General features: G+C 49.4%; 22 protein-coding genes, 1 pseudogene and 1 other annotated feature. Of the genes and pseudogenes, 4 read left to right on the top strand and 19 right to left on the bottom strand.

Annotation, left to right across the window (positions count from 1 at the left end):
- Positions 1-40: 40 nt before the first annotated feature.
- From NYE54_RS11685 to NYE54_RS11675, 3 genes are all read right to left on the bottom strand, one after another.
- Positions 41-1,234, bottom strand: a complete 1,194-nt coding sequence (locus NYE54_RS11685) for a HEAT repeat domain-containing protein (protein WP_339272070.1) — start codon at positions 1,232-1,234, stop codon at positions 41-43.
- An 18-nt stretch (positions 1,235-1,252) separates the two neighbouring features.
- Positions 1,253-3,511, bottom strand: a complete 2,259-nt coding sequence (locus NYE54_RS11680) for a hypothetical protein (RefSeq protein WP_339272069.1) — start codon at positions 3,509-3,511, stop codon at positions 1,253-1,255.
- A gap of 769 nt (positions 3,512-4,280) precedes the next feature.
- Positions 4,281-4,802 carry an HPP family protein gene (locus tag NYE54_RS11675; protein ID WP_215156132.1) on the bottom strand — a complete coding sequence of 174 codons (522 nt, stop codon included), beginning with the start codon at positions 4,800-4,802 and terminating at the stop codon, positions 4,281-4,283.
- A 148-nt stretch (positions 4,803-4,950) separates the two neighbouring features.
- Between NYE54_RS11675 and NYE54_RS11670 the strand changes: the two genes are divergently transcribed.
- A complete protein-coding gene (locus tag NYE54_RS11670) occupies positions 4,951-5,901 on the top strand; it encodes a GntR family transcriptional regulator (protein ID WP_339272068.1) in 951 nt (316 codons plus the stop codon).
- Positions 5,902-5,982: 81 nt separating this feature from the next.
- Here the strand turns inward: NYE54_RS11670 and lysS are convergent, their stop codons facing one another.
- The 12 genes and pseudogenes from lysS to NYE54_RS11610 all read right to left on the bottom strand — a co-directional run bounded on the left by lysS (position 5,983) and on the right by NYE54_RS11610 (position 17,554).
- Positions 5,983-7,509, bottom strand: coding sequence for a lysine--tRNA ligase (lysS, locus tag NYE54_RS11665; RefSeq protein ID WP_339273469.1), 1,527 nt, complete (start codon positions 7,507-7,509; stop codon positions 5,983-5,985).
- Between the two features lie 96 nt (positions 7,510-7,605).
- Positions 7,606-7,874, bottom strand: a binding site (T-box leader).
- Positions 7,875-7,999: 125 nt separating this feature from the next.
- Positions 8,000-9,304 (bottom strand): Gfo/Idh/MocA family oxidoreductase, encoded by a 1,305-nt coding sequence (locus NYE54_RS11660; protein WP_339273467.1) that lies wholly within the window; start codon positions 9,302-9,304, stop codon positions 8,000-8,002.
- A gap of 173 nt (positions 9,305-9,477) precedes the next feature.
- Positions 9,478-9,661 (bottom strand): annotated as a pseudogene (locus NYE54_RS11655) (ROK family protein); the annotation flags it as partial.
- 321 nt (positions 9,662-9,982) lie between these two features.
- Positions 9,983-11,005: an ion channel gene (locus tag NYE54_RS11650; protein ID WP_339272067.1), complete on the bottom strand. Its 1,023-nt coding sequence runs from the start codon at positions 11,003-11,005 to the stop codon at positions 9,983-9,985.
- A gap of 34 nt (positions 11,006-11,039) precedes the next feature.
- A complete protein-coding gene (locus NYE54_RS11645; RefSeq protein WP_215156138.1) occupies positions 11,040-11,432 on the bottom strand; it encodes a DUF350 domain-containing protein in 393 nt (130 codons plus the stop codon).
- The gene (locus NYE54_RS11640) at positions 11,429-12,100 is read right to left on the bottom strand and encodes a signal peptide protein (protein WP_339272066.1); all 672 of its coding nucleotides are present in this window, start codon (positions 12,098-12,100) and stop codon (positions 11,429-11,431) included. Before NYE54_RS11640 ends, NYE54_RS11645 begins: the two co-directional genes overlap by 4 nt.
- Complete coding sequence (locus tag NYE54_RS11635) at positions 12,101-13,300, bottom strand: glutathionylspermidine synthase family protein (RefSeq protein ID WP_339272065.1); 1,200 nt, start codon at positions 13,298-13,300, stop codon at positions 12,101-12,103.
- The gene (locus tag NYE54_RS11630) at positions 13,297-13,977 is read right to left on the bottom strand and encodes a hypothetical protein (protein WP_339272064.1); all 681 of its coding nucleotides are present in this window, start codon (positions 13,975-13,977) and stop codon (positions 13,297-13,299) included. The genes NYE54_RS11635 and NYE54_RS11630 overlap by 4 nt, the downstream gene beginning before the upstream one ends.
- A 24-nt stretch (positions 13,978-14,001) precedes the next feature.
- Positions 14,002-14,217: a hypothetical protein gene (locus NYE54_RS11625; RefSeq protein ID WP_144023399.1), complete on the bottom strand. Its 216-nt coding sequence runs from the start codon at positions 14,215-14,217 to the stop codon at positions 14,002-14,004.
- Positions 14,218-14,592: 375 nt separating this feature from the next.
- A complete protein-coding gene (locus NYE54_RS11620) occupies positions 14,593-14,832 on the bottom strand; it encodes a glutaredoxin family protein (protein ID WP_339272063.1) in 240 nt (79 codons plus the stop codon).
- Between the two features lie 23 nt (positions 14,833-14,855).
- Positions 14,856-15,728: a hypothetical protein gene (locus NYE54_RS11615; protein ID WP_339272062.1), complete on the bottom strand. Its 873-nt coding sequence runs from the start codon at positions 15,726-15,728 to the stop codon at positions 14,856-14,858.
- Between the two features lie 194 nt (positions 15,729-15,922).
- Positions 15,923-17,554, bottom strand: coding sequence for a cobyric acid synthase (locus tag NYE54_RS11610; RefSeq protein WP_339272061.1), 1,632 nt, complete (start codon positions 17,552-17,554; stop codon positions 15,923-15,925).
- Positions 17,555-17,744: 190 nt separating this feature from the next.
- On the opposite strand from NYE54_RS11610, the gene NYE54_RS11605 reads away from it, so the two are divergent.
- Positions 17,745-18,413, top strand: a complete 669-nt coding sequence (locus tag NYE54_RS11605) for a Crp/Fnr family transcriptional regulator (protein ID WP_339272060.1) — start codon at positions 17,745-17,747, stop codon at positions 18,411-18,413.
- Positions 18,414-18,499: 86 nt separating this feature from the next.
- Positions 18,500-19,066: a redoxin domain-containing protein gene (locus tag NYE54_RS11600; RefSeq protein ID WP_339272059.1), complete on the top strand. Its 567-nt coding sequence runs from the start codon at positions 18,500-18,502 to the stop codon at positions 19,064-19,066.
- Positions 19,067-19,668: 602 nt separating this feature from the next.
- Here the strand turns inward: NYE54_RS11600 and NYE54_RS11595 are convergent.
- The gene (locus NYE54_RS11595) at positions 19,669-20,931 is read right to left on the bottom strand and encodes an IS110 family transposase (RefSeq protein WP_098748207.1); all 1,263 of its coding nucleotides are present in this window, start codon (positions 20,929-20,931) and stop codon (positions 19,669-19,671) included.
- Positions 20,932-21,348: 417 nt separating this feature from the next.
- Between NYE54_RS11595 and NYE54_RS11590 the strand changes: the two genes are divergently transcribed.
- Entirely contained in the window at positions 21,349-22,323 is a 975-nt protein-coding gene (locus tag NYE54_RS11590) for a hypothetical protein (RefSeq protein WP_339272058.1), read from the top strand.
- Between the two features lie 6 nt (positions 22,324-22,329).
- Here the strand turns inward: NYE54_RS11590 and NYE54_RS11585 are convergent, their stop codons facing one another.
- The 3 genes from NYE54_RS11585 to NYE54_RS11575 form a co-directional block, all read right to left on the bottom strand.
- Positions 22,330-23,400, bottom strand: a complete 1,071-nt coding sequence (locus tag NYE54_RS11585; RefSeq protein WP_339273466.1) for a Gfo/Idh/MocA family oxidoreductase — start codon at positions 23,398-23,400, stop codon at positions 22,330-22,332.
- 460 nt (positions 23,401-23,860) lie between these two features.
- A complete protein-coding gene (locus NYE54_RS11580) occupies positions 23,861-25,480 on the bottom strand; it encodes an extracellular solute-binding protein (RefSeq protein ID WP_339272057.1) in 1,620 nt (539 codons plus the stop codon).
- Positions 25,481-25,524: 44 nt separating this feature from the next.
- Positions 25,525-26,445 (bottom strand): carbohydrate ABC transporter permease, encoded by a 921-nt coding sequence (locus NYE54_RS11575; RefSeq protein WP_339272056.1) that lies wholly within the window; start codon positions 26,443-26,445, stop codon positions 25,525-25,527.

Here is a 26,445-nt window from a genome sequence, read left to right as displayed (position 1 = left end):
GTAATATATCGCCACCATACCGTAAGTGAGCAGGATATCTCTAAGCAGTGTAATCTCCTCCTACTCCTGCAACTGTGCCGATCCGTTTGTTCGTTTGAACACCGAAATAACGATCGTACACCAGTTTCTTTTTATTAAAGGCCACCATTTGTTCAACTTGCTCGTATTCGACTTCGTTGGACATGATCCGTTCGATCCGGTACAAGGCCGTTTCCCTGGCCGGACCTTCTCCTGTCAACGCGGCTTGGCACAATGTCTCGAAGCCTTGTTCTCCCAACATGGCCAGGCTCTCCGCGCTGTTGTTGCGCACATGCCAATTCTCGTCCTTCAAGGCGGAAGCCAGAATCGGAATGCTGCCTGCGGCATGAAGCCGTCCCAGCGCTTTTGCCGCTGCTGCGCGTACTTCCCACTCATGATCATTCATGAGCTCCGCAATGGTATCATCCTTCAGGGCCGGGTAGGAGCCAAGATACAGCTTGACCGCCTCCGCACGCACATCCTTTTCCTCGGATCCGACCAATCGATCGAGTGCCGGCACGACAGCCGGAATGGCCTGCCCCCACATGGCTACAAGCGAAACCTTGACCAGTCCAGGATCGGGATCATCCAAGAGCTTGCGCATAAGGCTGGCCGAATCCAGCCGGGTTTCAAGCAAAATATCAGCAGCCATATGATGAATGGCTTTATCGTAGGACAGCAGCTTGGACAACATTTCTCGAATCTGCTGTGACTGAACTGCGCTTTTGGCAATCGCCCGTGCAATGATGATGGTCATCGGACCATATTTCGTACGGTTCATCAGATGCTGAAGCTGCGGCACAGCCTCTTCCGCACGCATCCCCCCAAGGCGGTAGACCGCTTCAATACGGCGGTCTTTTCCCAGGCTGGATAATGCCCGAATCTCCTCTTCTACAAATCCAGCTTCCCGGCATAAGCGCAGGAGCTTCTCTCTGGCGTCCCCTTTGAATTGCTCGATCCACTCGATAAACTTGGCTTGAATGACTCGGCGCTCTGCCGATGTCAATTTGCCCGGCGGAAGCTCCAGCGTCGTATCGTCATGCAGATGACTCTGCACATACACAAAATAATCATGATGTTTTTCTGTTAAGCGTTCCGTTTCTCTTTGTATGGCATTGTGCTTGATCTTCATTTGGAACAACAGGATAATGCCGGCTGCAATAAGGCCGAGACATACATAGGCGAAGACGTATGCCATTTCTAAATTTGAAAACATATCCGATGGCTCCTCCTTTTATTTAGCATCTGGTTCCCGCTCCGTTTCAGGCAGACGGGTGAATATGTCCTGCATATCATAATAGCTTTGTTTTAATCGTTCACTGTACTTGGTTGCTTCCCACAGCTCCCAAGTATAGGGTTCGATCTCCTCCAGGTTGATGGATTCCGCCGATCCTGACGCTGAATCCCCGTTGTTCTTAGATCGCTGTGCGATCCACGGAGCCAGCCGGATCCCTTCCGCTGTGATCGTGCTGAATGTACGCTTGTCTTGAAGCGGACTGTAATCCAGCACCTGCAGCGAACTCGGATCCCCGAATCCGAGCAGCATCCAAGGGATTCTCATCTCAACGAATCTGTCTTGATACTGCCAGGCTGTAAGAGAATTAAAATTCGGAGATTGCGGATCACTGGTCCCCCGTTTCAGCATCCCCACTCTCTCATCCACAAACGGATGGGAGAAGCGGGTATCCGGCGGATTCATCAGCAGGCTGATGGCCAGCTTCCAGGAATGAAACGAACCTCCAGGCACTACAGGATCATCCTTGGTCCCCTTGGCTTCCTCACCTGGCAGCATCCAATATCCCTCCTTACCGTACAACCGGCTGTGGAAATCGTATGATGGTGCTATGGTGACCTGGGACTCATCCTCTTGGCCTAACTGAATTAAAGTTTCCAAAGCCCCGCCTTTGAGCGTTCGTCCAGCCAGCTCTTTCTTGGGAATGTCGCCGCCAGGGATCGTGTCTGCACCGATAAAGAGCTTGGAACGTTCGGGATCAAATGCTTCTTCCAGTTCCATCCCGATATACAGATAGGCCTCATCATGTGTCAGCTTCATGCTCTTGACGCCCGGAGCTGTTCCGGACCAGGTCTTGACTTCCCCTTCGGGGACCTTATCCCAATCGCTGAGATCTCCGTCGATCGTGATCTGCTCTGCCTTGCCCGGCTGCATGGCAAGAACGCCGAACATCTTCTCATTCGTCAGCACATTCAACCAGAATGCCCGGCGGTCTGCCGGTATTTCAAAAGGCATCGTATTCCATGTCTTCTTGAACCATTCGTCCTGCCACATGAACAAGATGGCCCCGGAATAACCTTCGTCGTAGATATCCTGGGTCAGCGAGACGTTAACCGAGCCTTGCTCAGCTTCGTCGTGTCCCCCTTGATCCTTACCTCCAGGACCATGGTGTGAAATACCGATGGATGACGGTACGCCGTATTCGGTGACCATAATCGGCATATCCTCGAACGCTGCCTTCAATTTTCGCAAGTAGGCTTTGTACGTGTTGTACCCCCCATCCCCATCGGGAATGGTCTGTAATGTTTTGTCCGTACGGAAAAAATCCGGATAGTACGGATACACATGGTATGCGGCAAAATATCCTGCATCCCAGTTCACCGGTTCTACATGCCTCGCATCGACAGACACCAGGTCTTCCTCAAACAGCGGTTCCCCCGGATGCTCAAGCACATCGGTTGTGACCCAATTGGTAAATGTCATCGGATGCTGCCACCCATACTTCTGCTCCTCGGCAGCTGTATAGTCCAATAAAGATGCCAGCCAATTCTCGAAGGGACTTGCGTCCTTCGTCCCCGAGAAATAGGACCCCTCATACTGAGGAACATCCTTATGTACCGTGTTAGTGTTATCGACCATGGCAGGGTCCCATTCGGTTCCCACATGCCAGGCCATTAGGTACTTGCCTGCATTGACCTTATATTTGCCACTCGACTGTCCATGCTTCGGCTCAACGTTGATATCACCGTAGACAGCAGCAACAGCCTTCGATATCTCCGCTTTGAACGTCTGGATGATTTCTTCGTCATACGCATCCTTACGCTCGATTAGCTGCTCCTCCGGTGACCAAATGCCCTGCATGAAGTACAAGGGGTCATCGCCTTTATCCCGGTTATATTTCACCAATGCAGAATAAAAGACCGGATTATGCACGGTGTAGACCCTGATTACATTCGCTCCCATGTCATCAATCTGTTTAAACCAGCGAAGGTAATCCTCCTCCGTTGCCGGAAGCTCACCGGGATAATGTCCAGGTACGGTTGCCCCAAGATTCACGCCTTTGGCAAAAACCTCTTTCCAAACTTCGTCATCCTCATATTCCAGAAAGGAGGTTCCCTCTGTTTTGAATTTCATTTTCACGCCGTCCGCATCCGCATACGTTTTTAATGACGGCCGTAGATATCCTTGAATTACAGCAGCACCGCAGAGAAGCACTATTGTGCAAAGTGCTGCGATCACCCACCATTTTCGCCTGCTCATCGTCTTCGTTGCTCACCTGCCCTTTCTATGACATGCTTGTTGCTGCACCGACATATGACGACTGAGCCATACTCGTCATTGTATAGCCGATGCTTTCCCGATACCATATTCCTTCTTTACCAACTTTTCCAATATCGATAGTAGTCAAAAAGAAGTAAAACAAACCTCTTCCACATTTTTCCCCCGATAAAGCGTTCCGCTGCCTCCTCGTCCCTGTCATTTGACAACTTCACAGTCTGATGTTTAGTTGTGTGCAGTGAAAGCATCGCAGCCCGATAAGGCTGGAACCGCACGACTTCAGTCCATCAGAGGAACGCAGCGAGATGACGAAGATTTTCAGAAAATTTTCGTGAATCATAAGGTTAAACGCAGAAAAATTGCTAAAGTTCCGGTCATTTTTACATCATTATCCATAGTTATTACAAATTTGATACCAAAGTCGTATAAAAAAACGGCTGAGAACCGCATTCTGTAAAGGTTTGGCAATATTAACCTTTTATACAAAATAAGAATAGAGTCCTGTACCGGGATTGTGTAATATTCTATAGATTTGACACCCGGGATCAAGTGGTAAGTATCTCCTATTTTTTATGATTTCGGTTTGGATTCCCTCGCATCGTGGTATATAAATTAGTTTGGGAAATTTCAGATCCGCGGCCAAACAACATAAATTAGACCCGGTCCCTTGTAGATCCGAGTCTGTTGTTGACGATATAAGATTGAAGATATTACCATGATTACCGTTTATTCATCAAAGAAAAAACTGCCTTCACCACCAAAATGTCGGATATCTTCGCTCCTTTACCGCATTATTGACGAGCAGAGCCACAACCACGATCATGACCGAGCCGGCAAGCACCGGCGTAAATAAGAATGACCAGCCGCTGCCAGCCATAATGACAACCAAGGGATCTGCACCAGCCGGAGGGTGGGTCGTCTTGGTTATGCCCATCAAGCTGATCGCCGCTCCCACACCAATGGCCATAGCCCAGATTCCGTCCCCCAGAACCTCAAGCGTTACAAGTCCCGTGAAAGTGGAAATCAGATGCCCTCCAATGAGGTTCCTTGGCTGTGATAGCGGCGCATCCCAAACCGCAAACGCAAGCACACAGCTCGCACCAAAAGGTGCCATGATCCAAATACTCTCTGCAAGCGACGTCAGAAGAGCTAATAACCCGATGGAAATAGCGCCGCCGATAAAACCAATGGCAATATTCATGGGACGGACGGTCAACGGACTTCTAGCCCCACCTTTCATTTTTTGTACATATGCTGCTGCCTGATCCTTCATTGTAACCCTCCGATATTCATAATTAACTAGTTATTTAGTTATATATAAGATAATGACTTACAGCCATATATGTCAATACTTTTCTTGATAATTGACAAATAATTATGTAAAGTTAAATTACTAGTTGACTAGGAAAGAAGGTTTCGTTATGCCGCATAAACTCATGCTTCGAGTCGACCCGCACGCCACCCTTAATGTCAGCACACAGGTCAAAGAGCAATTAAAGTGGTTGATTGGGATTGGACAGATCGAACCCTTTGATATGCTGCCTCCGGCCGGTGCGCTGGCGGATCTGCTGGGACTGAACCGCAATACCGTAAATCTGGTCTACAACCAGTTGAAGGATGAGGGGATCGTCTCGATGCATAAGGGTAAAGGTACGCAGGTATTAAACAACGCACAGGTAGAAGAGCTCAGAACTCGCAGAAAGCTCATGCATGAGCTGGTAAAGCGAACGACGGAGGAGCTTAGCTCCGTTAACATCCCCGCGAGCGAGTTCTTTGCCGCATCCCTCGCCTATACGCTGCTGCAGGAGCCTGTCCTGAACACGAAACAGCGGATTTTGTTCATCGAATGTAAAGAACATGATTATCCCTTTTATCAGAAAGCGATTGAGCAAATGACGGGTGCCGAAGTGAAAACGGTATTTCTGGAGGATCTGTTGACGGGAAAACAAGCCTTATTCGAGGCACTGGAGTACTCAAACCTCATAATCACGACATTAAACCACGATAACGAAGTAAAGGCCCTATGCAGCGACAAAAAAGTATCCGTCATTGGCGCGAATGCGGAAACGTCGGTCCTACTTGATATTGCCCGGCTTACACCAGGAAGTAATATCAGCTTTGTCTGCTTGGGTAAGGCAGGTGCACAGTGGATGGCCAGCCGCATGGAAGAAGCCGGTATTGAAGGGGTCTACGCCAGCTTGGCTGGACTGGATAATCGGGAGGACCTACTGCAACGGATCGAGGAATCTGATCTGGTCTATGCATCTGCCGCCGCATATGAAGAGGTTCTAGCCTTATCGCCCGGGAAAGTGAAAATGTTTCCTATGACGCTGGAAAAAAGCAGCCAAAGCATTCTGAGAGAGATGGTCTGAACTCTATAGGAAAAAACGCCCAATGTTAAACAGGGGCGTTTTTAACTTTGGAATATATCCATCCGACCGCTGACCCAAGTGTCATTCCCGAAAATCCAGCAGAGCGAGCAGTCGATGTACACCGACAACTTGGATCAAGATCGGGAGACGGGGACCTTCATGGCGGTGAAGGACAAACTGGTAGATGAGACCGAACAACCTCTTCTGATTTTTCCTCACCGTCTTGCTGTCATCATGATGGCAGATCGCATAAATCTTCTCCAGTCGGCTGGCATCATCGAGCTTATCATCCTTCAACAGATCGCAAAAGTGATGAAGCCATTGCTTCTCCACTGAATCCAGCGTCCCGTACAGCTCATGGTCCTGTTCTTCGTTCACGGAGATTTGCTTTTGCGGATAATGGTATTTGATCCAATGCTCAGCTCGCCGTGCAATGGGTTCAAGCAGCTCCGGCTCAACCTTTTCGCCCACTCGGTGCAAAACCTCCTGCAGAAGCTGCCGGTCAAAATCCACGAGCGGCAGTATGCCGGAGATCTGGCCGAATTTCGGAGTCGGCCCCGGTTTTCCGTCTGTCCCGGAAAGTTCCAGCGTTGCTTGAATATCGCCGCTCATGTGCTTGGAACCATCTTGATTCCGATATCGTTCATATTCGGTGTAATTGCGGATCACGTCTTCATCAAGTCCAATATGGAAGGAAGCATCCGGCTGATATTTCGCGAACATATACAGGATGATTTCAGGCGGGTATATTTTCAGCAGATCGCCTGGGGTGTAATTGGTTCCGGTCGAGCTGGACATTTTGGCCTGATTCCCCTTGATCCGAATAAACTCATAGGCTGCATACGAAGGTGGCGGATTCCCGAAAATTCTCTCCGAAATGACCTTGGCTACGTTATAACTGCCCGTTTCAGATGAGTGGTCTCTGCCCCCGGGTTCAAACGACACGCATTCCATCTTCCAGCGCATGGGCCAATCGATTTTCCACTGCAACTTGATATTGTTTGCCCGAAGGATCGGCAAGGTGGCTTGATGCCCGCATTGGCAGGCATAGGTCAGGCTCTCTCCGGGTTCGTCGAAGTGTTGTATGACGGTGGTATCCCTTCTGCATACCTGACAATACACGTTTACAGGATAGTAACTATTTCGCTCATACTCATGGGCTCCGCCCGTTTTGAAGGCATGCAGTATATTATAAATCTCGGCCCTGTGCTTGATCGCATGCAGAATGAACGGATGATATCGTCCAGACTGATATTCCCGGCTTTGATATATAAATTCGGGCTGGATCCCGAATGCCGCCAGGGAAGCCTCAAACTCCTGCTCATAATGCGCCGCATAGGAAGAATGGCATCCGAACGGACAAGGAACCTCGACGTACGGCATGCCAATAAACTTTTCAAACGCCGGATCCAGCCCCGCGGGAACCTTCCTGAACCGATCGAAGTCATCCCATGAAAAAATAAAACGAACGTCCCTGCCCCTCTTTTCCAGCGCTCTTGCCACAAAATGGACCGTTACGATCTCCCGGAAATTGCCGATATGCACAGCCCCGGAAGGGCTGATGCCGGCTGCGCATACCAGAGTCGGTTTGTCAGGAAACCTCTCGATTAACTGATCTGCCCATTATTCTGACCAATGCATTCTGATCCCCTGCCTTTACTTTTAGTATCAACCAAAAAAAGCTCCCATCCGCAAGATTGTCATCTTGAGGACGAGAGCTTTATAAACGCTTCGTGGTACCACCCCGGTTTGTGAATTTGTCGCCATCTTCACCTCTTCAGGTACGGCATCACGATGCTTATACCCTATCTCTGTAACGGGAGAGTCCCGGCGTAACATCCTTGAGCAAACCGCCCAATTCCATACGCAGCTCCGAGTCTTTGTTCATTAAGAATATTGCTGCTCCATTCTCACCAGGCAGGAGCTCTCTGCAAACAACGTATCTTAACTACTCTTCTCTTCATCGCTTTTCTAAGTGTTCGTAATATTTAAGCCATATTAATCCAAGCAAATCCGAATGTCAATCCCTTAATGGGCAGCCAGACCAAAAATGGGGATGTCCAAAAGTCATGGTTTGACTCTGGAGCACCCCTCGTCTTCATACGGTGCAGTAACGATTGACGCCGTTTTCATTCGAGTTTCGGAAAATGCTGGCTTCCTCTCTGTAATTGGTAATCAACTTTCCTAACTCAATGCACTGCCCTTCATTCAAGCGGGATTCCTCTGCCGCAAATGCCATCATGTGACTCTGAATCGAAGCCGATGCCGAGGTTAAGGAACTGCCCGTAAAGCAGTTGACCTGCTCGCAAAACTCGTTCAGCATCGAATCGGTTCCTTCGCGGCCCTCGTCTTCAACCCGGATCTCCGTGCGCCCGCCATCCACGAAGGAATATACCGTAAACTCCTGTCTTGCCATATTCCCCCGGATCTCGCCGCGCGTCCCTGAAATCTGAACCGTGCGGGAGCTGTCATGCGTAAACGCGGACAACGAGAATGATGCCGTTGCGCCGTTCTGGAACTGCATGTTGACGTTTTGATGATCGACGACGTCATTGTCACAGTGATAGACGCAGCGCCCGTACGGCGTATTCGGCAGCTGTCTCCGAATCATTGCATCGGACAGATCGTCCGAAAAATGCTTGGCTCTCCGCCGGCCTTCTCCCATATAGTAGCGGAGATCCACATAACAACAATCCTTCAGATGCGGGCAGCCGCTAGAGCAACGCTCCGTCGCCCCCTCCGGCGCCTGGTCTTTGGTAAAGTGAAACAGCGATCCGAAAGAAGTAAGGCGTACGCAGTCCTGCCCCATCAGCCAAGAGATCAAATCCAGGTCATGGCAGGACTTGGCCAAAATCATCGGACTCGCCGAAGCTGTATTATTCCAATTGCCGCGAACATAGCTGTGGGCCATATGCGCGTATCCAATATTTTCTCTGAGTTGAATATCCACCACCCTGCCGATATCGCCCCGTTCAATAATCCGGTGAATGCCGGACCAAAATGGGGTATATCGAAGAACATGGCAGATAGTCAGTAAACGGTTGCTCTTTCGGGCCGTCTCCTCCAGCTCCAGGCATTCCAGCGGGGAAGGGGAAATAGGCTTCTCAAGCAGGACGTGATACCCTTGCCGAAGAGCAAGCATGGCAACATCATAATGCATACGATCTTGGGTACAGATCCAAACAGCATCAGCAAACCTAGGCTTCTGAAGCACATCGCGCCAATCCTCGTAGATCTGGTCATCCGGTATATGGTACTGCATCGCAAACGAAGATCTTCGTATCGGATCCGGTTCTGCTACTGCGACAAACTGCAATTGATCCGGGTGATTCCTGGCATAAGGTGCGTAAACGTTCGCACCGCGGACACCGGCGCCGATCAATATAGCCTTTATTGTCATAATGATTACTCCTTGTGAAACTATGAAGTGGATACAACATCATCGGGCAATCTACCATAGTATGGTATACCCGAACTTCTGCCTAAGTCAATTGTAGAACAATCCAAATTTTATAGGCGTTTATATAAAGGGAAAAATCCTTTATCCATCAAGCGACCAAGGGATAGGCATGCCGCGCCGGCCATGCCCCAGCGTCTACCGAGCGACGGGCCGGCTGCCAAGCCCTCAAGACAATCCTTATGGTACGGACACGTGCCTTCGTAGGTGTCCTCCGGAGGCGAACAATAATATGTCCCATTGGGACAGGCCATGGATCAGCTTGCCGTCCACCACGGCACCCGCTCCGACGCCGGTACCAAGTATGGTACTCTTTCAGTTTCCAGTATAAAGGCAATCACGCTGGATAGCAGTGATTTTTACAGAAAGATGCACCGCACTTGACGTCAATGACCTGGCGCTTGTCCAAAGTGCGCCCAGAGGTCGGGTGGCTTTCGCTCACCCATAACCTGCTGAAGAAGGCGGCAATAGACCAAAACAAAGAAATGACGGTTCAGGGATGTTCTCCTCTGTACTGCCATTTCTTTATTTGTAACGTTTTTTTCATAAGGCGAGCTATCTCGTCAAGTATGTAGACCTGCTTTTGGGACAGCCCCATTGTTCAAAATTTTACTTATCCACCTATCAGGCAAGCTTGCCGGTAATCCGCTTATAGGTCGCCTCGTCCGAAACCACATACAATCTCGCATCCCGCGGAATCGGCACATCGAGCTTGCGGTTGATGCTGAGGTCGTTGCGATCGGATATAAGCGTCGCTCCTTGCCGCAGCAGATCCTGAAAGGCATCGCCGTAAGTATTCCATGCAGGATTTAAAGCCACTTCGTAAATATCATCGCCATGCTGGCGGCTGAGCAGCTGCATCAGCACATCTGAGTTTCCTTCCTGCAGGGCCGCGCGTACGGCTAATCGGGACACAGCATCGTGCGAGAGCACAAACTCGTTCACATGATTGTAGCGGAAATTCTGAACATGCTTCTCCTGCACGATCTCCACCGTGGTATGTACATTTGGCGCAATCCGTTCAATGCTGGAAACAATCAGCAGCGACTTGCCGTCCACGAGAGCCGATTCGTCAATCCGAGCATCCGCAAAGACTATGGCCGATCTGGCCTCCAGGATGTTGGCTCTTATCAGCACGTCATCCGCTGCAGGATCGCCGCTTACAAAATGAACCTGTTCGAGATGTTCGACAGGATGCTGACTGGTATCATCAATGACCACAATCTCGGACTTCGGCGAATACGACAAAATCTCATCGATCGCGGACATTGCTTTTTTGCTCCAATTGATTATGATGACATGACCACTACCCTTAAAATTCAACCTGCCCGCTCCTCTCTGCCGCTGCATGCTTCCAAACGATTCGATCACCTTACCGATCACCAAACTCAACAGCCCGATGCCAAAGATATAGATGAATATCGTTAATATCTTGCCTGGCATGGTAGCTGCATAGTAATCGCCATAACCTACGGTTGCCATCGTGGTAAGCACCCAATAAAGGGCGTTAAACCAATGGTGAAAGGTTTCGGGCTCCAGCAGAAATGCCAGGGTCGAGCACAGCACCACAAACAGTACCACAAGAACGCTGATCGTTGTTTTGCGCAGACGCATCATTTTCAAAGATAATCTTAGAAAAAAGTGCACGTTTCTGCTCCTCTCCTCCATGGTGCCATTCGTTCTAAATAATCAGGCTGCTGATTGCAAAGGCTGTACCGATAAACACCATCGCAAGCAGAATGCCAATCGCTACGTTCCCCTTTTGCAGGTGCTCGGAAAGTTTAAGACCCGGCGTAGCCAGCTCAAATACCCAATAGGCAACGATCAAGCATACATACCCGACGGTAAACCACAGTATCATGTGCCAGATCGATGAATTCGTATACGCCGATATGCCCAGAATAATGGCTGTTGCCATAAACTTGCCGCCAAAGGCAAGACCAACCGCGACATTGCCTTTCTTCAGCTCTTCCATGTCGTTAAACCGGGTCATCCAGCTGAAAATCAACATACCCAGTAATTGAAGCACGATAATGCAGATTACACTTACTACAATATTAATGACGACCGTCAATCCGCCCACCCCCGAAATTTTGCATAGGCCAAGTCGTAATCGGCGAAATCATGCACTTCCTCCAATACAACATCAACCTTGTCCTTCTTTTCCATTGCGGCATAACGCTTCTCATCGATCGGCTGCTTGATCCGATTGCCCGTCGGCAGTTCAATGACAGCAAAATGCCTGGTGTCTTTTTTATACGTTGTTTTATAAACCCCAACCAACTTCACGTCAGTTTTGACCGTGACTTTCAGGTTGGTCAAATCCGATTCTGCCGTCTTTTTGTCCTTGAACGACTTAAGGGTCTGCCAAGACGATAACCGGATATCATTACGTTGATTCGCATCCGTGGTAAGCTCCGCATCCATGAATTGAAGCGTCCAAATTTTGTCCCCGGTAGCATAGTTGTTATCGTTCGGCAGGAGCTCGTTATCCGGCAGCACGGTCATATCGCCGCCAATCAAATCACCGACGGTTCCTTCAATGATCCGGTAGTCCCAAGGCACGCGAGCAGAGGTTGAAGATACTTCCTCCGATCCGGTATGAAATACCGTGGACCTATTGGAGCATGCACTCAGCGCCAAGACCATGAGGGATAATAGTAGTACCGCCAGAACGACCGGAGGTTTCCTCTTTCCCTTAGGAGCACCGCTATGCTGCCTTCTATCTTGTTTCAACTGCATTTATTTCACTCCCATTGCGATAAAATGGCTGGAATTACCCGTAATCAAACCGCCCGCACGTCCCAGCAAACCGCAAGGGGTGCCATTCAGGACGAACAATCCTGTCAGTAAATGAAAATGGCCCTCCGCCGTCTCGATGCGAGCCAGGTCTGCCCTCCGCTGATAGACCGTCGGAAACATGACACTTGTATCATATCCGTCCTGATCCTCTACCTCGATTTGTCCGGCCTGGTCGTACAGCTTGACAGAACCACCCTCGCGGCCGAACATCGACTTGGACACAAAATTACCGGAGAATACCGGTTTGTTGTAAGTGGGCAGCATATAATTGACGATGGCTTCCCGTTCTGTCTCATCGAACAAAAGGCCCAGCTCATACATCCCCCACATGGCGGCAAGCAGTCCTTTGGATTGCAGTAAAATGCTGTGCGGCGAGTTGAACAGCTGCAGGCGTCCCGTCTCGATGGCATAAGCAAGAGCATCTCCGCCATCATCGACGGACATCCACTCCTTCGGATATAGGGCGAACATCCGGTGAATCTCCCGGCCATCGCCGTCCTTCAGCATACCTTCATCCACCCACAGATCAAGACAATCCACCAGTCGGATATCCAGCCCGCTGTGCCGAACCAACGCTTCGATCGTACCGGAGTCCTCTTTATGTTCGCCATAAGCGATGCAGGCAGCCGTATCCGGACGCTCCGCTCCCCACGCTTGTGCGACCAGCTCCTGCATCCGTTCGTTGGGAGAGACAATACCGACCTGACGGCACATCCACGGCGTTGCAATGGAAGCTTCAACATAACCTGTAGGCGTGTCCGCATTCAGCTCCAGCAGCTTGATGCTGCCATCATGGGCAATAGCGAAATCAAACCTGGCATACCTACTGATCAATCCCTCTTCCGGCAGCGGACATTCATCCAGCATCTGCCACAGGATAGGCGGAATGCCAATCAAGCTGTATATATGATGATTGCGATGAATATAACGAACGGTTTTGTCCAACATGGCCCATAATATCGCGGCTGCTTCTTCCAGCTCACGATAGGTCTCATGACGTATGGTGACGATCTGGTCTATCCAGTAGGCTTCCCCTTCCAGATCCGCCCAGGTAAAGCCGAGCTCCGCGAGCTCAGATACCCGCCCATCCCGATTGGGGCTAGGCTGTCCCGATACGGTGAATACGCTGTCGTGACTCATCCTCCAAAACCACCAGATCTGGAGCTGGATTTCGAACCCGAGGAACTGAACCCGCTGGAATTTCCGCCGATGCCACCAGACTTGGACGACGTGGAGCGGCGCGTAATCGTTCCTGACGATGAAGTGGAGGTTTTCGGGCGAACATTGGAGTTCACCACCGGTTTATTCTGGAACGTACCACTCGAATACGTGCGGGGTTTATAAGGCTTGCCGTTATTCGCATAATAACCGCGATGATTGTTGTACCATCCGCTGGATGAATAATAGGAACCATTGTTAAACAACATGTGATAGAGCAGCAAGTCATCCCAGCCGAAACCGGAATTGTACCCGCCATAGTTGTTGACGATCGTTGTTCCGCCGCCCGAACCCGATCCTGCAGCGGCTCCTTCTACCGGCTCTTCCTGGAATTTTTCCTCACTAGGAAACGGAATGTTCCAATCCACATTCTTGTCAAAATACTTCTTCACTTCTTCTGTCGACCAGGACACCAGCTGCGGCTCTTCGGATGAAGTAACCGCTTCCGAAGCAAGGTCTTTCGCTGCCGCGCCCGATACCAGAAATGCGTTCGCTAACAAGGCAATGCCCAGCGAGCTCGACAGGACCCGAATCGGTTTGCCTTCCGGCGTCAGCCATTTAGATGTTGGCTGATCTTTTTTGTCTTTTTCATTACTCAAGATGGTTTCTCCTTTCGGACAAGATTAATCGTTCCGCATCGGAACGAGCAGAAGCTCAAGTTTGCCCGTGTCTACATTTAATCTGCCTTCAATCGTTTCGTATTCCCGGCCGCCAACAACGATATAATTCACATGCTCCAGTGCAGCAACCATGTTCATCGTCCATGACCGTTCTTCGATCTGCACCAGCTCACCGTCCGGCTTCTTTTCAAACAAAATAACGTTCATTCCATTATCCACTGTGTGTCTACCCCTTCCATCTAAGCAGTGAGTATTGATACGTGTTATATTCCGAATCGTTTCAAGAAATTTCAATGGGCTATCAACGCTTGCCACAATGATCTTTTCCAAAAGACGCAACCCATATAATAACACCGCTACTGATTATTTACACCTGCGAATTACCATTAAAAAACTGATGAAAACGAACATTCTGGCCGTACAATACCTCATTATTTACGTTTTATATGGTGTAGCATCAAATTTCATGAACATCGTCTCCGAGTTGCAATTATGGCCATTGGCGCGGTGTGAAAATAGACGCACGTTAAAAGAAGCATAGATCCTCCCGCGGGGAACAATCCATGCTTCTTCTTCACTTCCATGAACCCTTATTTATTTCATCAATTCCCGGATTTCCTGAAAGTTATCGGCAAATCCGATAAATACGTTGTCACCAATAACGATCGTAGGCACAATCTGTTTTCCCGTCAACCGTCGCACTTCTTCCGGATATTCCGGGTTCTGTGTACAATCATACTCTGTATACGGAACCTCCTGCTCCTTGAAGTAACGCTTGGCATGATGGCAATCGCTGCAAGTCGGGATGGTGTAGATTTTCAATGGTTCTGTCATATCGATCACTCCTTCAACTGAAATTATTGTATCTCAACGACAAAAGGCACGGTCATCACTTCACCCTGATGCTGAAATTGTCCCCAGATCTTGTAGATACCGCTGTGGGGGAAGGTAGTAGCAAATTCCGCTTGGGGTCCTGTACTCTGCTCGTCTAGAGGATGCACATGGATGTACTGCTCAGCGTCTGCGGACAGAATGACAACGTGCCCGACTGCGCCCAGATAAGGCTCGAGGTTGTTGATGCCTTGCTTCGTCTGCGCATCCTGAATTTGATAGGTGAGCACAACCTCTTCATTCGATAAAGTATTGCTTAAACTCAGCTCAATTTCCTTGCCGTTTACTTGTTTGATCAGGCTGGAATCCGGTTGAATCGCCGAAGGTTTCCCTGCTTCTCCCTCAATCTGAACCCATTCGCTAAGCGTGGTCCCTCCAGCACCCTTAGGCACAAAATCTGCGAACAATTTATATTCGCCGCCAGCCGGGAATGTCGTGTTCACGGTAAATACGCCATTCTCCTTGTAATCCGGATGTATATGGTTGAAGAAGGACAAATCGCGATTCACTATGATCAGATGCAGGAGTTTCTCATGATTGACATCAAAATCCTGGACAGGTCCAGCGTCTTTATCCGTAATTTGGATCGTCAACTCAGATTCAGCACCTGCTCTTGCCGGTTCATTCCATGTAAATGCAGCGTTGTAATGATCTGAGGCCGTTTCATGACCGCCAGCGTGTTCACTGTGCCCGTTCGTTTCCCGGCTTCCGCTTTCCTTTTCATGGTTTCCGCCATGACCGCCCGTATCAGGGGCCTGCTTCGCGTTATCGCATGCTGTCAACAATCCAAAAGCAAGTATGCCCGTTAAGGTTAGTATGGTGCCCTTCCTATTCAACATGGGCTATCACTCCAATCAGGGGATATACTGAAAGATGAATTTTTTCATCCGCCTCTATATTTAGTATACCCCCCTATCCTATAATTAATCAACTTTTTTCTTTTCGCTCCACGCAAATAACACCATGCCGTGTGCATGGTGTTATCTTCCTATTCATCATTATTACCCGAATGATCGGATGCATTCCCCATCTTTCAATGCGCATAACCGATGATTTCATATATTTTTTTCATATCCACATGATTACGAACGATGTCCGCTACACGGTCAAATTCCGCGAATTTGCGTTCTTCTGCTTTAAACGTTTCCGGAATTGGAATCAGACCCCTCTTTATCCGAATGCCGTTCAGCCAGGACCTGCGGAAGACATCGTTGTCAAACAAGCCATGCAAATAGCTTCCCCATATACGGCCATCAGAAGTAGCAATCCCTTCAATGTGCGGCTGAATATCTTCTATTGCCTTTAAAGAATCTGTACCATCTGCTTCAATCGAAAAAAGCGGGCGGTGTCCTGAGCCGTCAGACACGGCGCTCCATTCGGTCACGCCCATATGGATTTCATAGGCCGTAATCGTAAAATCGACCTCTGTATCCGAAGTAACGAACCTCAGCGGATGTTCCGGTAACAATTCCCCTTTCACCCGAACCGTCCTTTTATTCTTCAAAAAGGAAGTCCGAATCGGCAGAAGGCCAAGCCCCTTCGCTTCCCGAACGCTTCCTTCGACCGCATGCGGATCCGACAGCTGCTCGCCCAGCATTTGATATCCTCCGCAGATGCCAACCAACTGCACATCCCGCTGCTGCGTCTGCCTCAAGATCGCATCGGCCAGGCCCCGATCCTGAAGGAATCCGAGGTCACTGATCGTATCCTTGGTACCAGGCAAAATAATGACGTCCGGCGTGCCAAGTTCATCCACCGATTGGACAAAGCGAACGACAACATCCGGCTCCCAGCGCAGCGTTTCAACATCCGTAAAATTCGAAATACGCGGATACCGGATAACGACAATATCGAGGTCGCGTTTTTCCTGTCTTTGATATTGAAGCTCATCCAGTACAACCGAGTCCTCGGCCTCGATTCGCATGTCCTGAATATAGGGGAGCACGCCCAGCACGGGAAGGCCTGTCCGCTCTTCAAGCCAGTCCAGTCCCGGCTGAAGCAGTGCTAAATCCCCACGGAACTTGTTAATGATAAACCCTTTGACCCTGGCCGCCTCATGGGGCTCGAGCAGTTCAAGCGTACCTACAATGGAAGCGAACACGCCGCCGCGATCGATATCCGCAACCAGAATAACCGGCGAATCCGCCCATCCTGCCAAATTCATGTTAACAATGTCCCGATCCTTAAGATTGATCTCCGCAGGACTTCCCGCGCCCTCCATGACAACGATATCGTAGCTCTCCCGTAGACGATCCAGTGCATCCAGCACAATCTCTTTGGCCTTCGGCAGGAACTGCGTCCTGTAATCCATCGCACTCATCTGCATGTGGGGAACGCCGTGGATCACGATTTGTGAAAACATGTCCTTTATCGGCTTCATCAGGATCGGATTCATGTCCGTTGTTGCGGCAATGCCGCAGGCTTCGGCCTGCACGCCTTGTGCTCTGCCGATCTCTTTGCCATCCAGCGTCACGTAGGAATTAAGAGCCATATTTTGCGATTTGTATGGAGCCGTACGATAACCATCCTGTAGAAATATGCGGCATAGCGCCGTCGTTACGATGCTCTTGCCTACATCCGAAGCGGTGCCCTGCAGCATGAGCACTGCTCCCTGTCTTTTCCTGATCTTCGTAGGCGTATCCCTTATGTATTGCGTTTCATTCATCTTCTTCACCCTTTTCCCTGACTTAAATCGCTTGCTCACATCATTATAGCAAAACCATCGCATCGCTAAAGGAGTTCTTCCCGCATGAAATCCAGAAAATTCTCTTGAACTTTGTCAGCCCGAAATGTTAACAATAAAGAATAGCAGTTTCGCATGTCCGTGCATGATTACCGAAAGGCGGAAACCAACCATGAAACCTGAACTGAATGAGAAGCAGATAACCGGCATCTTTCCTTATTTGAAAGTCGTACCGCCAGAAGAATGGATCCACGCTAAAGCTTTCACAAAACATTTTGATGCCAAATCGAGAATCTTTCATCGAGAGGATGCCACGATGTATGGCATGTTCCTGATCAGCGGATCGGCCCGTATCACAATCATCAACGAAGATGGCAACGAATCGGTGTTAAACATACTATCAGCCGGTGAAGTCTGTTCGCTCCTCGTGCTTAGCGGGCTTAGTGGGCAGGATTATCCGGGGACTCTCATTGCCGAGTCCGAGGTAGAGGTATTGTATGTGTTGAAAAGCAGCTTTCTCCGTTGGCTGCAGGTATATGAACCCATCCGTAGCGCTATATTTGGTGGGCTGCTTGATGGAACACTGCGGATGGCAAATATGCTGCAGGAAAGACAGTCATTACCGCTGGAGCAGCGCCTTGCCAGGACTCTGCTGCGCATCACCTCGGAAGAACATCCGTTAGTACACACAACCCACCAAGAGCTTGCTGATGAAATTGGCTCCGTAAGAGAGGTCGTCTCCCGTACGCTGGGCCATTTCCAAAAGAAAGGATGGCTGGAAACAGGAAGAGGCTGGGTGAAAATTATAAACCGGGGCTGTCTAACAGAAACTGCTATGTGACCTAGTCACAGAGCAATGTAGTCCTCCCTGCTACATTGGTAATAGGCCTCACGCCTATATACCGTTAACCCAGGAGGAAATCCAAAATGAACAATGTGCTCCAACCCGGAGATTATGCTCCATTATTCCAAAGCGTAGATCAAAATGGAAATATCATTTCACTAGAAAACCATCGCGGACGTAAATTACTTCTCGCTTTTTTCCGTAACGCAGCCTGTGCACTATGCAATCTGAGGGTGCACCAGTTTATTCAGCGATATCCTCAGTGGCAGCAGCAGTATCATCTCGATGTCATTTGCGTTTTCGAATCACCGGAAGCGGCACTTCATCAGCATGTCGGTCAGCAGAATGCTCCATTTCCTCTTATTGCCGATCCGAATGCGGAGCTCTACACTCGCTATGGAGTCGAGACTTCGGTAGCCAAGACACAAGCCACCTTAGCACAACCGAATGTGCATCAATTCACGGATGAAGCAGAAGCGGCAGGTTTCAAGCTGACGCCGGAAGAAGGTTCAAATTTTAATCGGATTCCGGCAGAGTTTGTGTTGGATGAGGACGGCATCATACGGATTGCGCATTACGGTCGTCTTATTACCGATCATCTGCCTTATGAAACCGTTGAACGTTATGCTGCCGGAACACAGCTTCCCTAGCCGGGTTGAGCCTGTCATTATGTCGCATTCAGCGGTAAAAGGAAATCCAAATCCATTGGCAGATAGAGTTGGTCCATGGTATATTGAATGTACAAAAGAAACCGTTCCTTTCGTAAATGGTTTGGTTCGAACCTCCATTTTACCAAAGAACGGTTTCTTTGCGTCTAAAAAAGTAAGCAATCCGCACGGCGTAGCGGAGAGGACGAATCGATTCCGGACAAGCGTCAGCGCTCGCCTCCCTCCTTATGATTCAATTTTCTTGCGCTAGCTCGCTAATTCGCAGGATTTCATTCGTTATGAAAACAAATGTGACAACGAAGGCGACAAAAGGGGGGACCGTATGGCGAATGTGGGCATAACGAAATAAGGGGAAGTGCGAAATTCCCATAGTTTTCCTTTATTCGCATGCTCCATCTTCGTCCTTGAGGTTTGCCCTCCCATGTCTCAACGGGTCTATGCCCTTTCATTCCTTCGTTACACCTATCAAGGAGATGGAGTCCGTTACTGCTTTGTCCACGGGTCTGAGCCCTTTAGGCGAGCGTATCGGTTCTTCATGCTTCTTGTGAATCCTGCGAATGAGCCAGTAGGCAAGTGGTCGGTTATTAAGCGGCGACCGTTACTTTGTTGATGTCGTAAACGGAATGCTTCTTCGCCATAGCTACAAGCATACGAGCAAGCTTCCCGCACAGCTTCATGATCGACTTCATACCTTTCATGTTCTTCACTTGTTTGTTGTACTGATGCAGCGCCCGAAATTCTGGATTAATGGAAACCATATGAAAGACCGTCATGAAAAGAAGTTTTCGCAGTCCAGGTCGCCCTCGCTTCGTGATTTTCACTTCGCCCTTGTAGGTACCTGAGCTGTTTTCGGACAGATGTAAGCCAGCTAACCGAAGGACTTGGTTACCATGAGTAAAGCCGCCCAAATCACCCGCTTCACTGTATAACGTAGCCAGCGTAATATCATTCATGCCTTTAATGGTACGAAGGAGCTTTGCTGTGGGAATGCTTCGAAGGAGTTGACTCATCTTTTCTTCCAGTTGATTCAATTGGTCGTTATACATCTGCAGTTGTTGCAGCAGTAACGATATACTAAGTTTTGCTTCCTCTACACAATTCGGAATGGCAGCTGTCCGTTGCGCCGCATGGATGAGGGCAGCGGATACCTTACGGCTGCCTGCGCGCTTCAGTCGTTTTCTCCACCCGGCGATAACGTCTTCAACCGTTAAGTGGCGAAGATCGGATGGATGCGCAAATTCGGCCAACGTTGCGAGTGCCGTCTTCGAGGTGATGTCCTTAAATACCTGCTGAAACTCAGGGAAGTACATGTCAGTCCACCGATACATCTGGTTGACGACACTGGAGACTTGCTTGGTCACAAAGTCTCTGGTGCCCACAAGCTGCCTAAGCGCCCGATACGGCTCGGCGTGAATATGAGTTTCAGAATAGTATCCATTCTTCACCATGTCGGCAATGACCAAGGCATCTTTGACATCGTTTTTAGTTGGAGAGTTGTCCCGGTTTTCTTTGTTACGCTTCACTTGAAACGGGTTAACGAGAACGAGCTCGAGCAGCCTCTCTTTAAGCCAGAACGCTAGGTTGAACCAGTAGTGACCGGTTGGCTCAACGCCGAAGATGACATCGGTCTTGTTAAACTGAAGCATTAGAGCTTGCATCCACTGATATAACTTTTCATATCCTTCGAGATCGTTAGAGAACACAAGGTAGGAACCTCGTTCAATGCCACGATAGTCTGTCGCACGTGCGACATGTTTAAATTTTGCAATGTCGATGCCAATGATGAGATGATGGTTGGTTATACGTTCAATTCGTTGATTTTGTTTAACTGATTGTTTAAACTTCATAATAAGAGCACCTTCCTTATGATGTTGTGGTTGTCGTAGTGGACACCTTTCATCATAAGGAGGTGCTCGTTCAATTTCAAAGCCGAAATTTAAGAGCATACAGGAATGCTTTGCCCCCCATTTCGTCTTGCTCAGAACCATTCCAAGAAATGTGGGGGCAACAGCGATGGTAGGAACGATTCGTACACGGAGCGTCTTCTAACAGCAAGAAGGGGGCCTCCCGCAAGATCTAAGCTCTTTGGGACACCCTCTTGTTTAGTGACGCTATGACTGTAAAGTCAAATGCTGTCTATGAATGCTCTTAAGGGATAATATTTTCAAAATGGGGGATATATTCATCCAGCAATATACTTTTTTATCTAATATTGTATTATCTTGGATAGGTGACTAGAGTTGGTTAAGGGAGGAGCTGATTGAATGGTAATGCATTTCTCCAAGATTAGCAACATCTATATTCATGTCAAATGGTTTACGGACAACTTTGAATGGGTCCCCCTGCCCTTTCCCCGTATCGTTACGCTGACGTTCCTGTTTTGGTTAGCGTTTACATTGTTGATCCTGTTACTCACCTGTGCCTTTCACGATCCCCTGGGTAAGATGAGGCCCATCATGAAAATTCACCAATGGCTGCACAGACTAAGGCCCCATTCCGAAGTCATTCTGCGCATAGGGCTGGCCATCGGCCTGGTGCTGCAGCTTCTGAGCGGCTCGTACCTGGCACCCGAGTTCAAAACCAATTCCATGTGGATTATCCTCGGTCTCTCCGCCGCCGCAGCCTGCCTGCTCTATAAACGCACATTGCCGGTGAGCGGTGCCATCCTATTCTTGCTCTATCTACAAGCTTCATTAACCTACGGCATTTTTCATTCCATCGATTATTTAATCTATCTCGGTATTGTATATTATCTGTTTGTGTGCGGCACTCCAATAAAAAGAACGGCTCCTCCCGTCATGTATATATGTACGGGCATGTCCCTTGCTTGGCTTGCTATGGAAAAGCTGACCATCCCCGAGCTTGCTTGCACCGTAATGGGCAGCTACGGACTTCCTACCTTCGGATTTACCATTGAGCATTTCGTCATGATCAGCGCTTTTGTCGAAATAGGGCTAGCGTGGGCATTTATCGTAGGCATCATGAGCCGATTCACCGCTCTGCTGGTATCTGGCATTTTTATTATGACAAGCCTTGTATTCGGTTACAAAGAAGTCATTGGCCATACGATCATTCACACGGTACTGATCTTATTCCTAATCGAAGGTACGGGTGAGCTTAAAACTCCATTTCAATTCCACCGCTCCGCTGTACTTCGCGGATTATTTGTAAGCGTTAACTTTTGCCTGTTTCTGTTCACTTTGATGGCGCTGTATATCTGGATGGGCAAGACGTTATGACAAACTCTAGATTCGTTGGCCCGTATTTCGAAGCTCTACCACGGCCTTGGTCTCGCTTGCTCTAACGACCGCATCCAGCACCTCTTGATTCCGGTATCCGTCCATAAACCCGGGGACTCCATCGGTAGGCGTCCCCCTCAATATCGCGGCAAAATCGGCATACTGCTTGACTTTGCAATGCTGCGGCACTTCCATGGTCGTTCTAGCGAGCTGCCCGGGCTCTTCTTCGCGAATCCATACCACCCGTTCCGGATCCAATGTGCTGGCGTGGACCGTGCCATGATCGCCGTAAATGGACACCTCATGCTGGTTGCCTGAACCGAACGCATTGCGTGATGTCTGGAACACGCCCATCATGCCATCGGTCATCCGTGCCTGAAAGCTGGCAAAATCATCAACTTCGATCTTGGCCATCGCTCCCGTTACCGGGTCCCTACGTTCTGGAATGATGGTATGTAGCTGTGCCGTAATTTCTTCAAATTCTCCAAACAGAAATCGGGCCATATCGATCATATGCGAACCTAAATCTCCCAGGGTCCCCGTCCCTGTGATGCCTTTGTTGTATCTCCACATGTAGGGAACCTGCTGGTTCGGCACGCCAAACCCCTGCAAGTACTGAATGGAGAAGTGACGGACCGTACCCAGCTTGCCCGTACGGATCAGTTCCCTGGCATAACGAAAAGCGGGCGTATAACGGTACGTAAACCCGATCATGGCGGGGACGGGCTGTTTCTCATACAGCTCCAGCAAGGAGATGGCCTCTTCGAAGACTCGCGTAAATGGTTTTTCCGCCAAAAAAGGTTTGCTCGCTTGCAAGCATGCGCTGATGATATCGGCGTGCACGTTGTTGGGCGTAACCGAAATGACGGCATCGACGTCAGGATCTTCAATTAAATCCTTGAAATCCGCATAGCGCTTGCCGTCCTTAATCCCCAGCTGATCGCCTACTCTGGCCACGGCTTCCCCATTGACGTCGCTCACGGCCACGAACTGATAGATGTTCTCTTCATTCATCCAGCGGATGTGCTCCTGCGCCATCCCGCCCAAACCGATTAAGCCGATTCGAAATTTATTCATCATCGAAACACTCCTTGTTTATAAATCTATCTATCACTAGGATTGAATATGCTGTTCGGATATAGGCTGGCTACCTGTTCATTATGTTTCTCATGCCGGTATTCCATTCCACACCGTGACTTTGATGTTTTCTCATATTGCCTCCTGTGCTCGCTAGAATGCTATTCAGAAGCATAATCATCACTACGCATGCGGATCGTTTTTCCGATCCCTGTTACCCCCGGATTTTTTCGGAATGAAGTGAATAATGTTGAAATCCGGGGATAGCATATGCTTTCGTTGCGAGCTTTCCGATGGAAAGCTTTCAGGGGACCGCTTCGCTTCTCCAGTATGATTCCGCCTTCTCCGTTGAAGCAGATACATGAATACAGATCAAAAAATCGTTTCCGTCCCACGCCGGAACCACAATGCCCCGCAGCATTTCGATCTGCGGGGCAGCCCGGACGGATGCAGGCAATCCTTATTTGACGCTGATATACCGCTGATAGGCTTCCTTGCGGATTTGTACCAGCCGCTCAAGGCCCATATCGTTCAGCTGCTTGACGTAAGCGTCCCATTCCGCATCGATATTGCCTTCGGATATCCACTTCGCCCGGGTCGTGCCGACATAACCGTCGATATCCGTTGTCAGCGTAGGCAGCTCCTGGAATTCTTCGGCGCTGTACATCACGTTCGGGAACGGCGTCGTTACATAATCGCTGCCCAACTTGTCGATGACCAGCTTCAAGCCATCGCCCGTGGTCTCATCCAGTATGATGTTTTTCTCGAAGCTCGGGCTTACGTACTTTGGACCGAAATCCCTTACGGATTGCTCCCAGTACCACGCATCCGCACTCGTGCCTTCCGGCGGACTCATGAGCGTAAACGTCCCATCGTCGTTCTTCTGAATCACCGTGCCGATGGCGCCCCAGAAGTTCTGGATGCTCGCTTCATTGGTGTAGAACTGGTCCGCCCAACGAGCCGAAATTTCCGGATACTTGTTCGACGTGGTGATAAGGAACTCGTTTCTCCGCAGGCTCATGCCTTGAGGCTCGCCGCCCTGATACCTTTTTCCGTCAGGTCCGGCGATGGACGGAATCGCAATATATTGATCCTTCCACTTCCCGAACACCGCATCCGGCACCCATTGGTTGGAGAAACCGATCAGCGCCGCATCCGGATTCTGATGCTTCGCCGTGGACATGGTGCTGTCCTGCGTAAAGATCTCCTGGTCGATCAGGCCTTCCGAATACAGCTTATGCGCCCACTTGATCGCTTCCTTGTAGTTCCCCGTCACCGGGTAGAACACGGGCTCGTTATCGATGACCATCATGCTGTTGCCGTTAATGTCCGTGATGCCGAACGGATTCAGCAGGTCGATGCTGATGTTCCCCGATCCGCTGACCGGAATCTCATCGGCCTTGCCATTGCCGTTTGGATCCTGTTCTTTAAACGCTTTGAACACCTCGTACAGTTCGTCTGTGTTGTCCGGAATATCCAGTCCGAGCTGGTCGAGCCATGTTTTGTTAATGATCGGCTGGATCGATGCTTTCGGCCTTGACGGCAGCCGCGCCGGCAAGGAGTAGATTTTCCCGTCCGGGAATGTGCTCATCTTTTTCATCTCGGGCGTTTCTTCCAGCGCCGTTTTCAGGTTCGGCATGTATTGATCGATGTAGTCATCCAGCGGGCGGAAATACGACAGGTTGTTCACGATATCGGAATCGCTGAATACGATATCGCCGAAAATAATATCCGGCAGCGTACCGCTCGCCAGCATGATCGATTTTTGCTCGCCCCAATCATTCGAGGACATGATTTGCCAATTGATTTTGACATTGGTCTCCTTCTCTAAATCCTTGAGCCACTGGTTCTGGAGGAACGTATCTCCCATGTTGCCCCAGCGAACGGTCAGCACATCCAGCGTTATTGGCTCATTGACAATCGGCAGACCTTCTTTGTTAAAAGCCGCTTCGGTATCCGTTTTAGTATCATTGCTCTTGCCGCCGCTGCAGCCCGTCAGGTTTAATAGCAGTACTCCGGCCAACATGATGACGGCAGCCAGCTTCAGACGATGTCTCCTCATTGCCTTAATTGTTCCCATTCAACCATTCCCCCAATTATTATTTTTAATAGATCTATCCGGCTTTACGACTTCACGGCTCCGATCATCACCCCCTGATTGAAATACTTCTGCACGAACGGGTAGATGCACATAATCGGTACCGTTGCGACGATAATGACTGCATAACGCATAATATTGGCGAGTCGCAGCGCTATGGCTGCGGCCTCTCCGGTACCCATAGCGGATTGCATCTGGTTGGTAACCAGAATATTTCGCAAAATGAGCTGCAGTGGGTACAGGTTCGTATCTTTTAGATAGATCAGGGCATTGAAATAGGAGTTCCAATGACCCACGGCCGTCCACAAGGCAATGACCGAGATGACTGCTTTCGATAGCGGAATCACGATGGTCACGAAATATCTCAGATTTCCGCAGCCATCCAGCTGGGCCGCCTCCCATAAATCCTCCGGAATACTGCTCCGGAAAAAAGTCCGTGCCACGATGATGTTAAAGGCTGCAACCGAAAACGGCAGCACCATGACAAGAAACGTATCGTACAGATGGAAATCGCGGATCGTCATAAAGGTCGGAATCAAACCGCCATTAAAGAACATCGTAAAAATAAAGAGCAGCGATATATATTTGCGGCCCACGAGGTCTTTTCGCGAGAGCGCGTAAGCCGCAGAAATGTTAACCACCAAGCCGATGGCGGTACCTACAATCGTATACACAATCGTATTTCGGTACCCAATCCATATATTAGAGTGCTTCAGCAATTCTTGATAGCCTGCCAGCGTAAAATCCTTGGGCCAAAGCCATACCTGTCCATTCGCTACCGCCGCCGGCTCACTGAACGAAGCAATGATGATGAAGTATAGCGGGTAGATCAACACAATCAGCATCAAGACAGCGAATACATACAGGCCGATCTCCAGCACCCTGTCGGAAGATCGGGTATTCCTCTGCCTTGGCGCTGTCTTCTCTCTTATTTCCACAACGCCCAT

Source organism: Paenibacillus sp. FSL K6-1330, from assembly GCF_037976825.1.
GTDB lineage: Bacteria > Bacillota > Bacilli > Paenibacillales > Paenibacillaceae > Paenibacillus_AQ.
This window is presented reverse-complemented; position numbering and strand designations above follow the sequence as displayed.

Coding starts and splice junctions, on each gene's coding strand:
- NYE54_RS11635 (WP_339272065.1), bottom strand. CDS start 13,300: ATGAGTCACGACAGCGTATTCACCGTATCGGGACAGCCTAGCCCCAAT.
- NYE54_RS11600 (WP_339272059.1), top strand. CDS start 18,500: ATGAACAATGTGCTCCAACCCGGAGATTATGCTCCATTATTCCAAAGC.
- NYE54_RS11680 (WP_339272069.1), bottom strand. CDS start 3,511: ATGAGCAGGCGAAAATGGTGGGTGATCGCAGCACTTTGCACAATAGTG.
- NYE54_RS11595 (WP_098748207.1), bottom strand. CDS start 20,931: ATGAAGTTTAAACAATCAGTTAAACAAAATCAACGAATTGAACGTATA.
- NYE54_RS11685 (WP_339272070.1), bottom strand. CDS start 1,234: ATGTTTTCAAATTTAGAAATGGCATACGTCTTCGCCTATGTATGTCTC.
- NYE54_RS11610 (WP_339272061.1), bottom strand. CDS start 17,554: ATGAATGAAACGCAATACATAAGGGATACGCCTACGAAGATCAGGAAA.
- NYE54_RS11585 (WP_339273466.1), bottom strand. CDS start 23,400: ATGAATAAATTTCGAATCGGCTTAATCGGTTTGGGCGGGATGGCGCAG.
- NYE54_RS11620 (WP_339272063.1), bottom strand. CDS start 14,832: ATGACAGAACCATTGAAAATCTACACCATCCCGACTTGCAGCGATTGC.
- NYE54_RS11670 (WP_339272068.1), top strand. CDS start 4,951: ATGCCGCATAAACTCATGCTTCGAGTCGACCCGCACGCCACCCTTAAT.
- NYE54_RS11590 (WP_339272058.1), top strand. CDS start 21,349: ATGGTAATGCATTTCTCCAAGATTAGCAACATCTATATTCATGTCAAA.
- NYE54_RS11580 (WP_339272057.1), bottom strand. CDS start 25,480: ATGGGAACAATTAAGGCAATGAGGAGACATCGTCTGAAGCTGGCTGCC.
- NYE54_RS11575 (WP_339272056.1), bottom strand. CDS start 26,445: ATGGGCGTTGTGGAAATAAGAGAGAAGACAGCGCCAAGGCAGAGGAAT.
- NYE54_RS11675 (WP_215156132.1), bottom strand. CDS start 4,802: ATGAAGGATCAGGCAGCAGCATATGTACAAAAAATGAAAGGTGGGGCT.
- NYE54_RS11605 (WP_339272060.1), top strand. CDS start 17,745: ATGAAACCTGAACTGAATGAGAAGCAGATAACCGGCATCTTTCCTTAT.
- NYE54_RS11615 (WP_339272062.1), bottom strand. CDS start 15,728: ATGTTGAATAGGAAGGGCACCATACTAACCTTAACGGGCATACTTGCT.
- NYE54_RS11640 (WP_339272066.1), bottom strand. CDS start 12,100: ATGCAGTTGAAACAAGATAGAAGGCAGCATAGCGGTGCTCCTAAGGGA.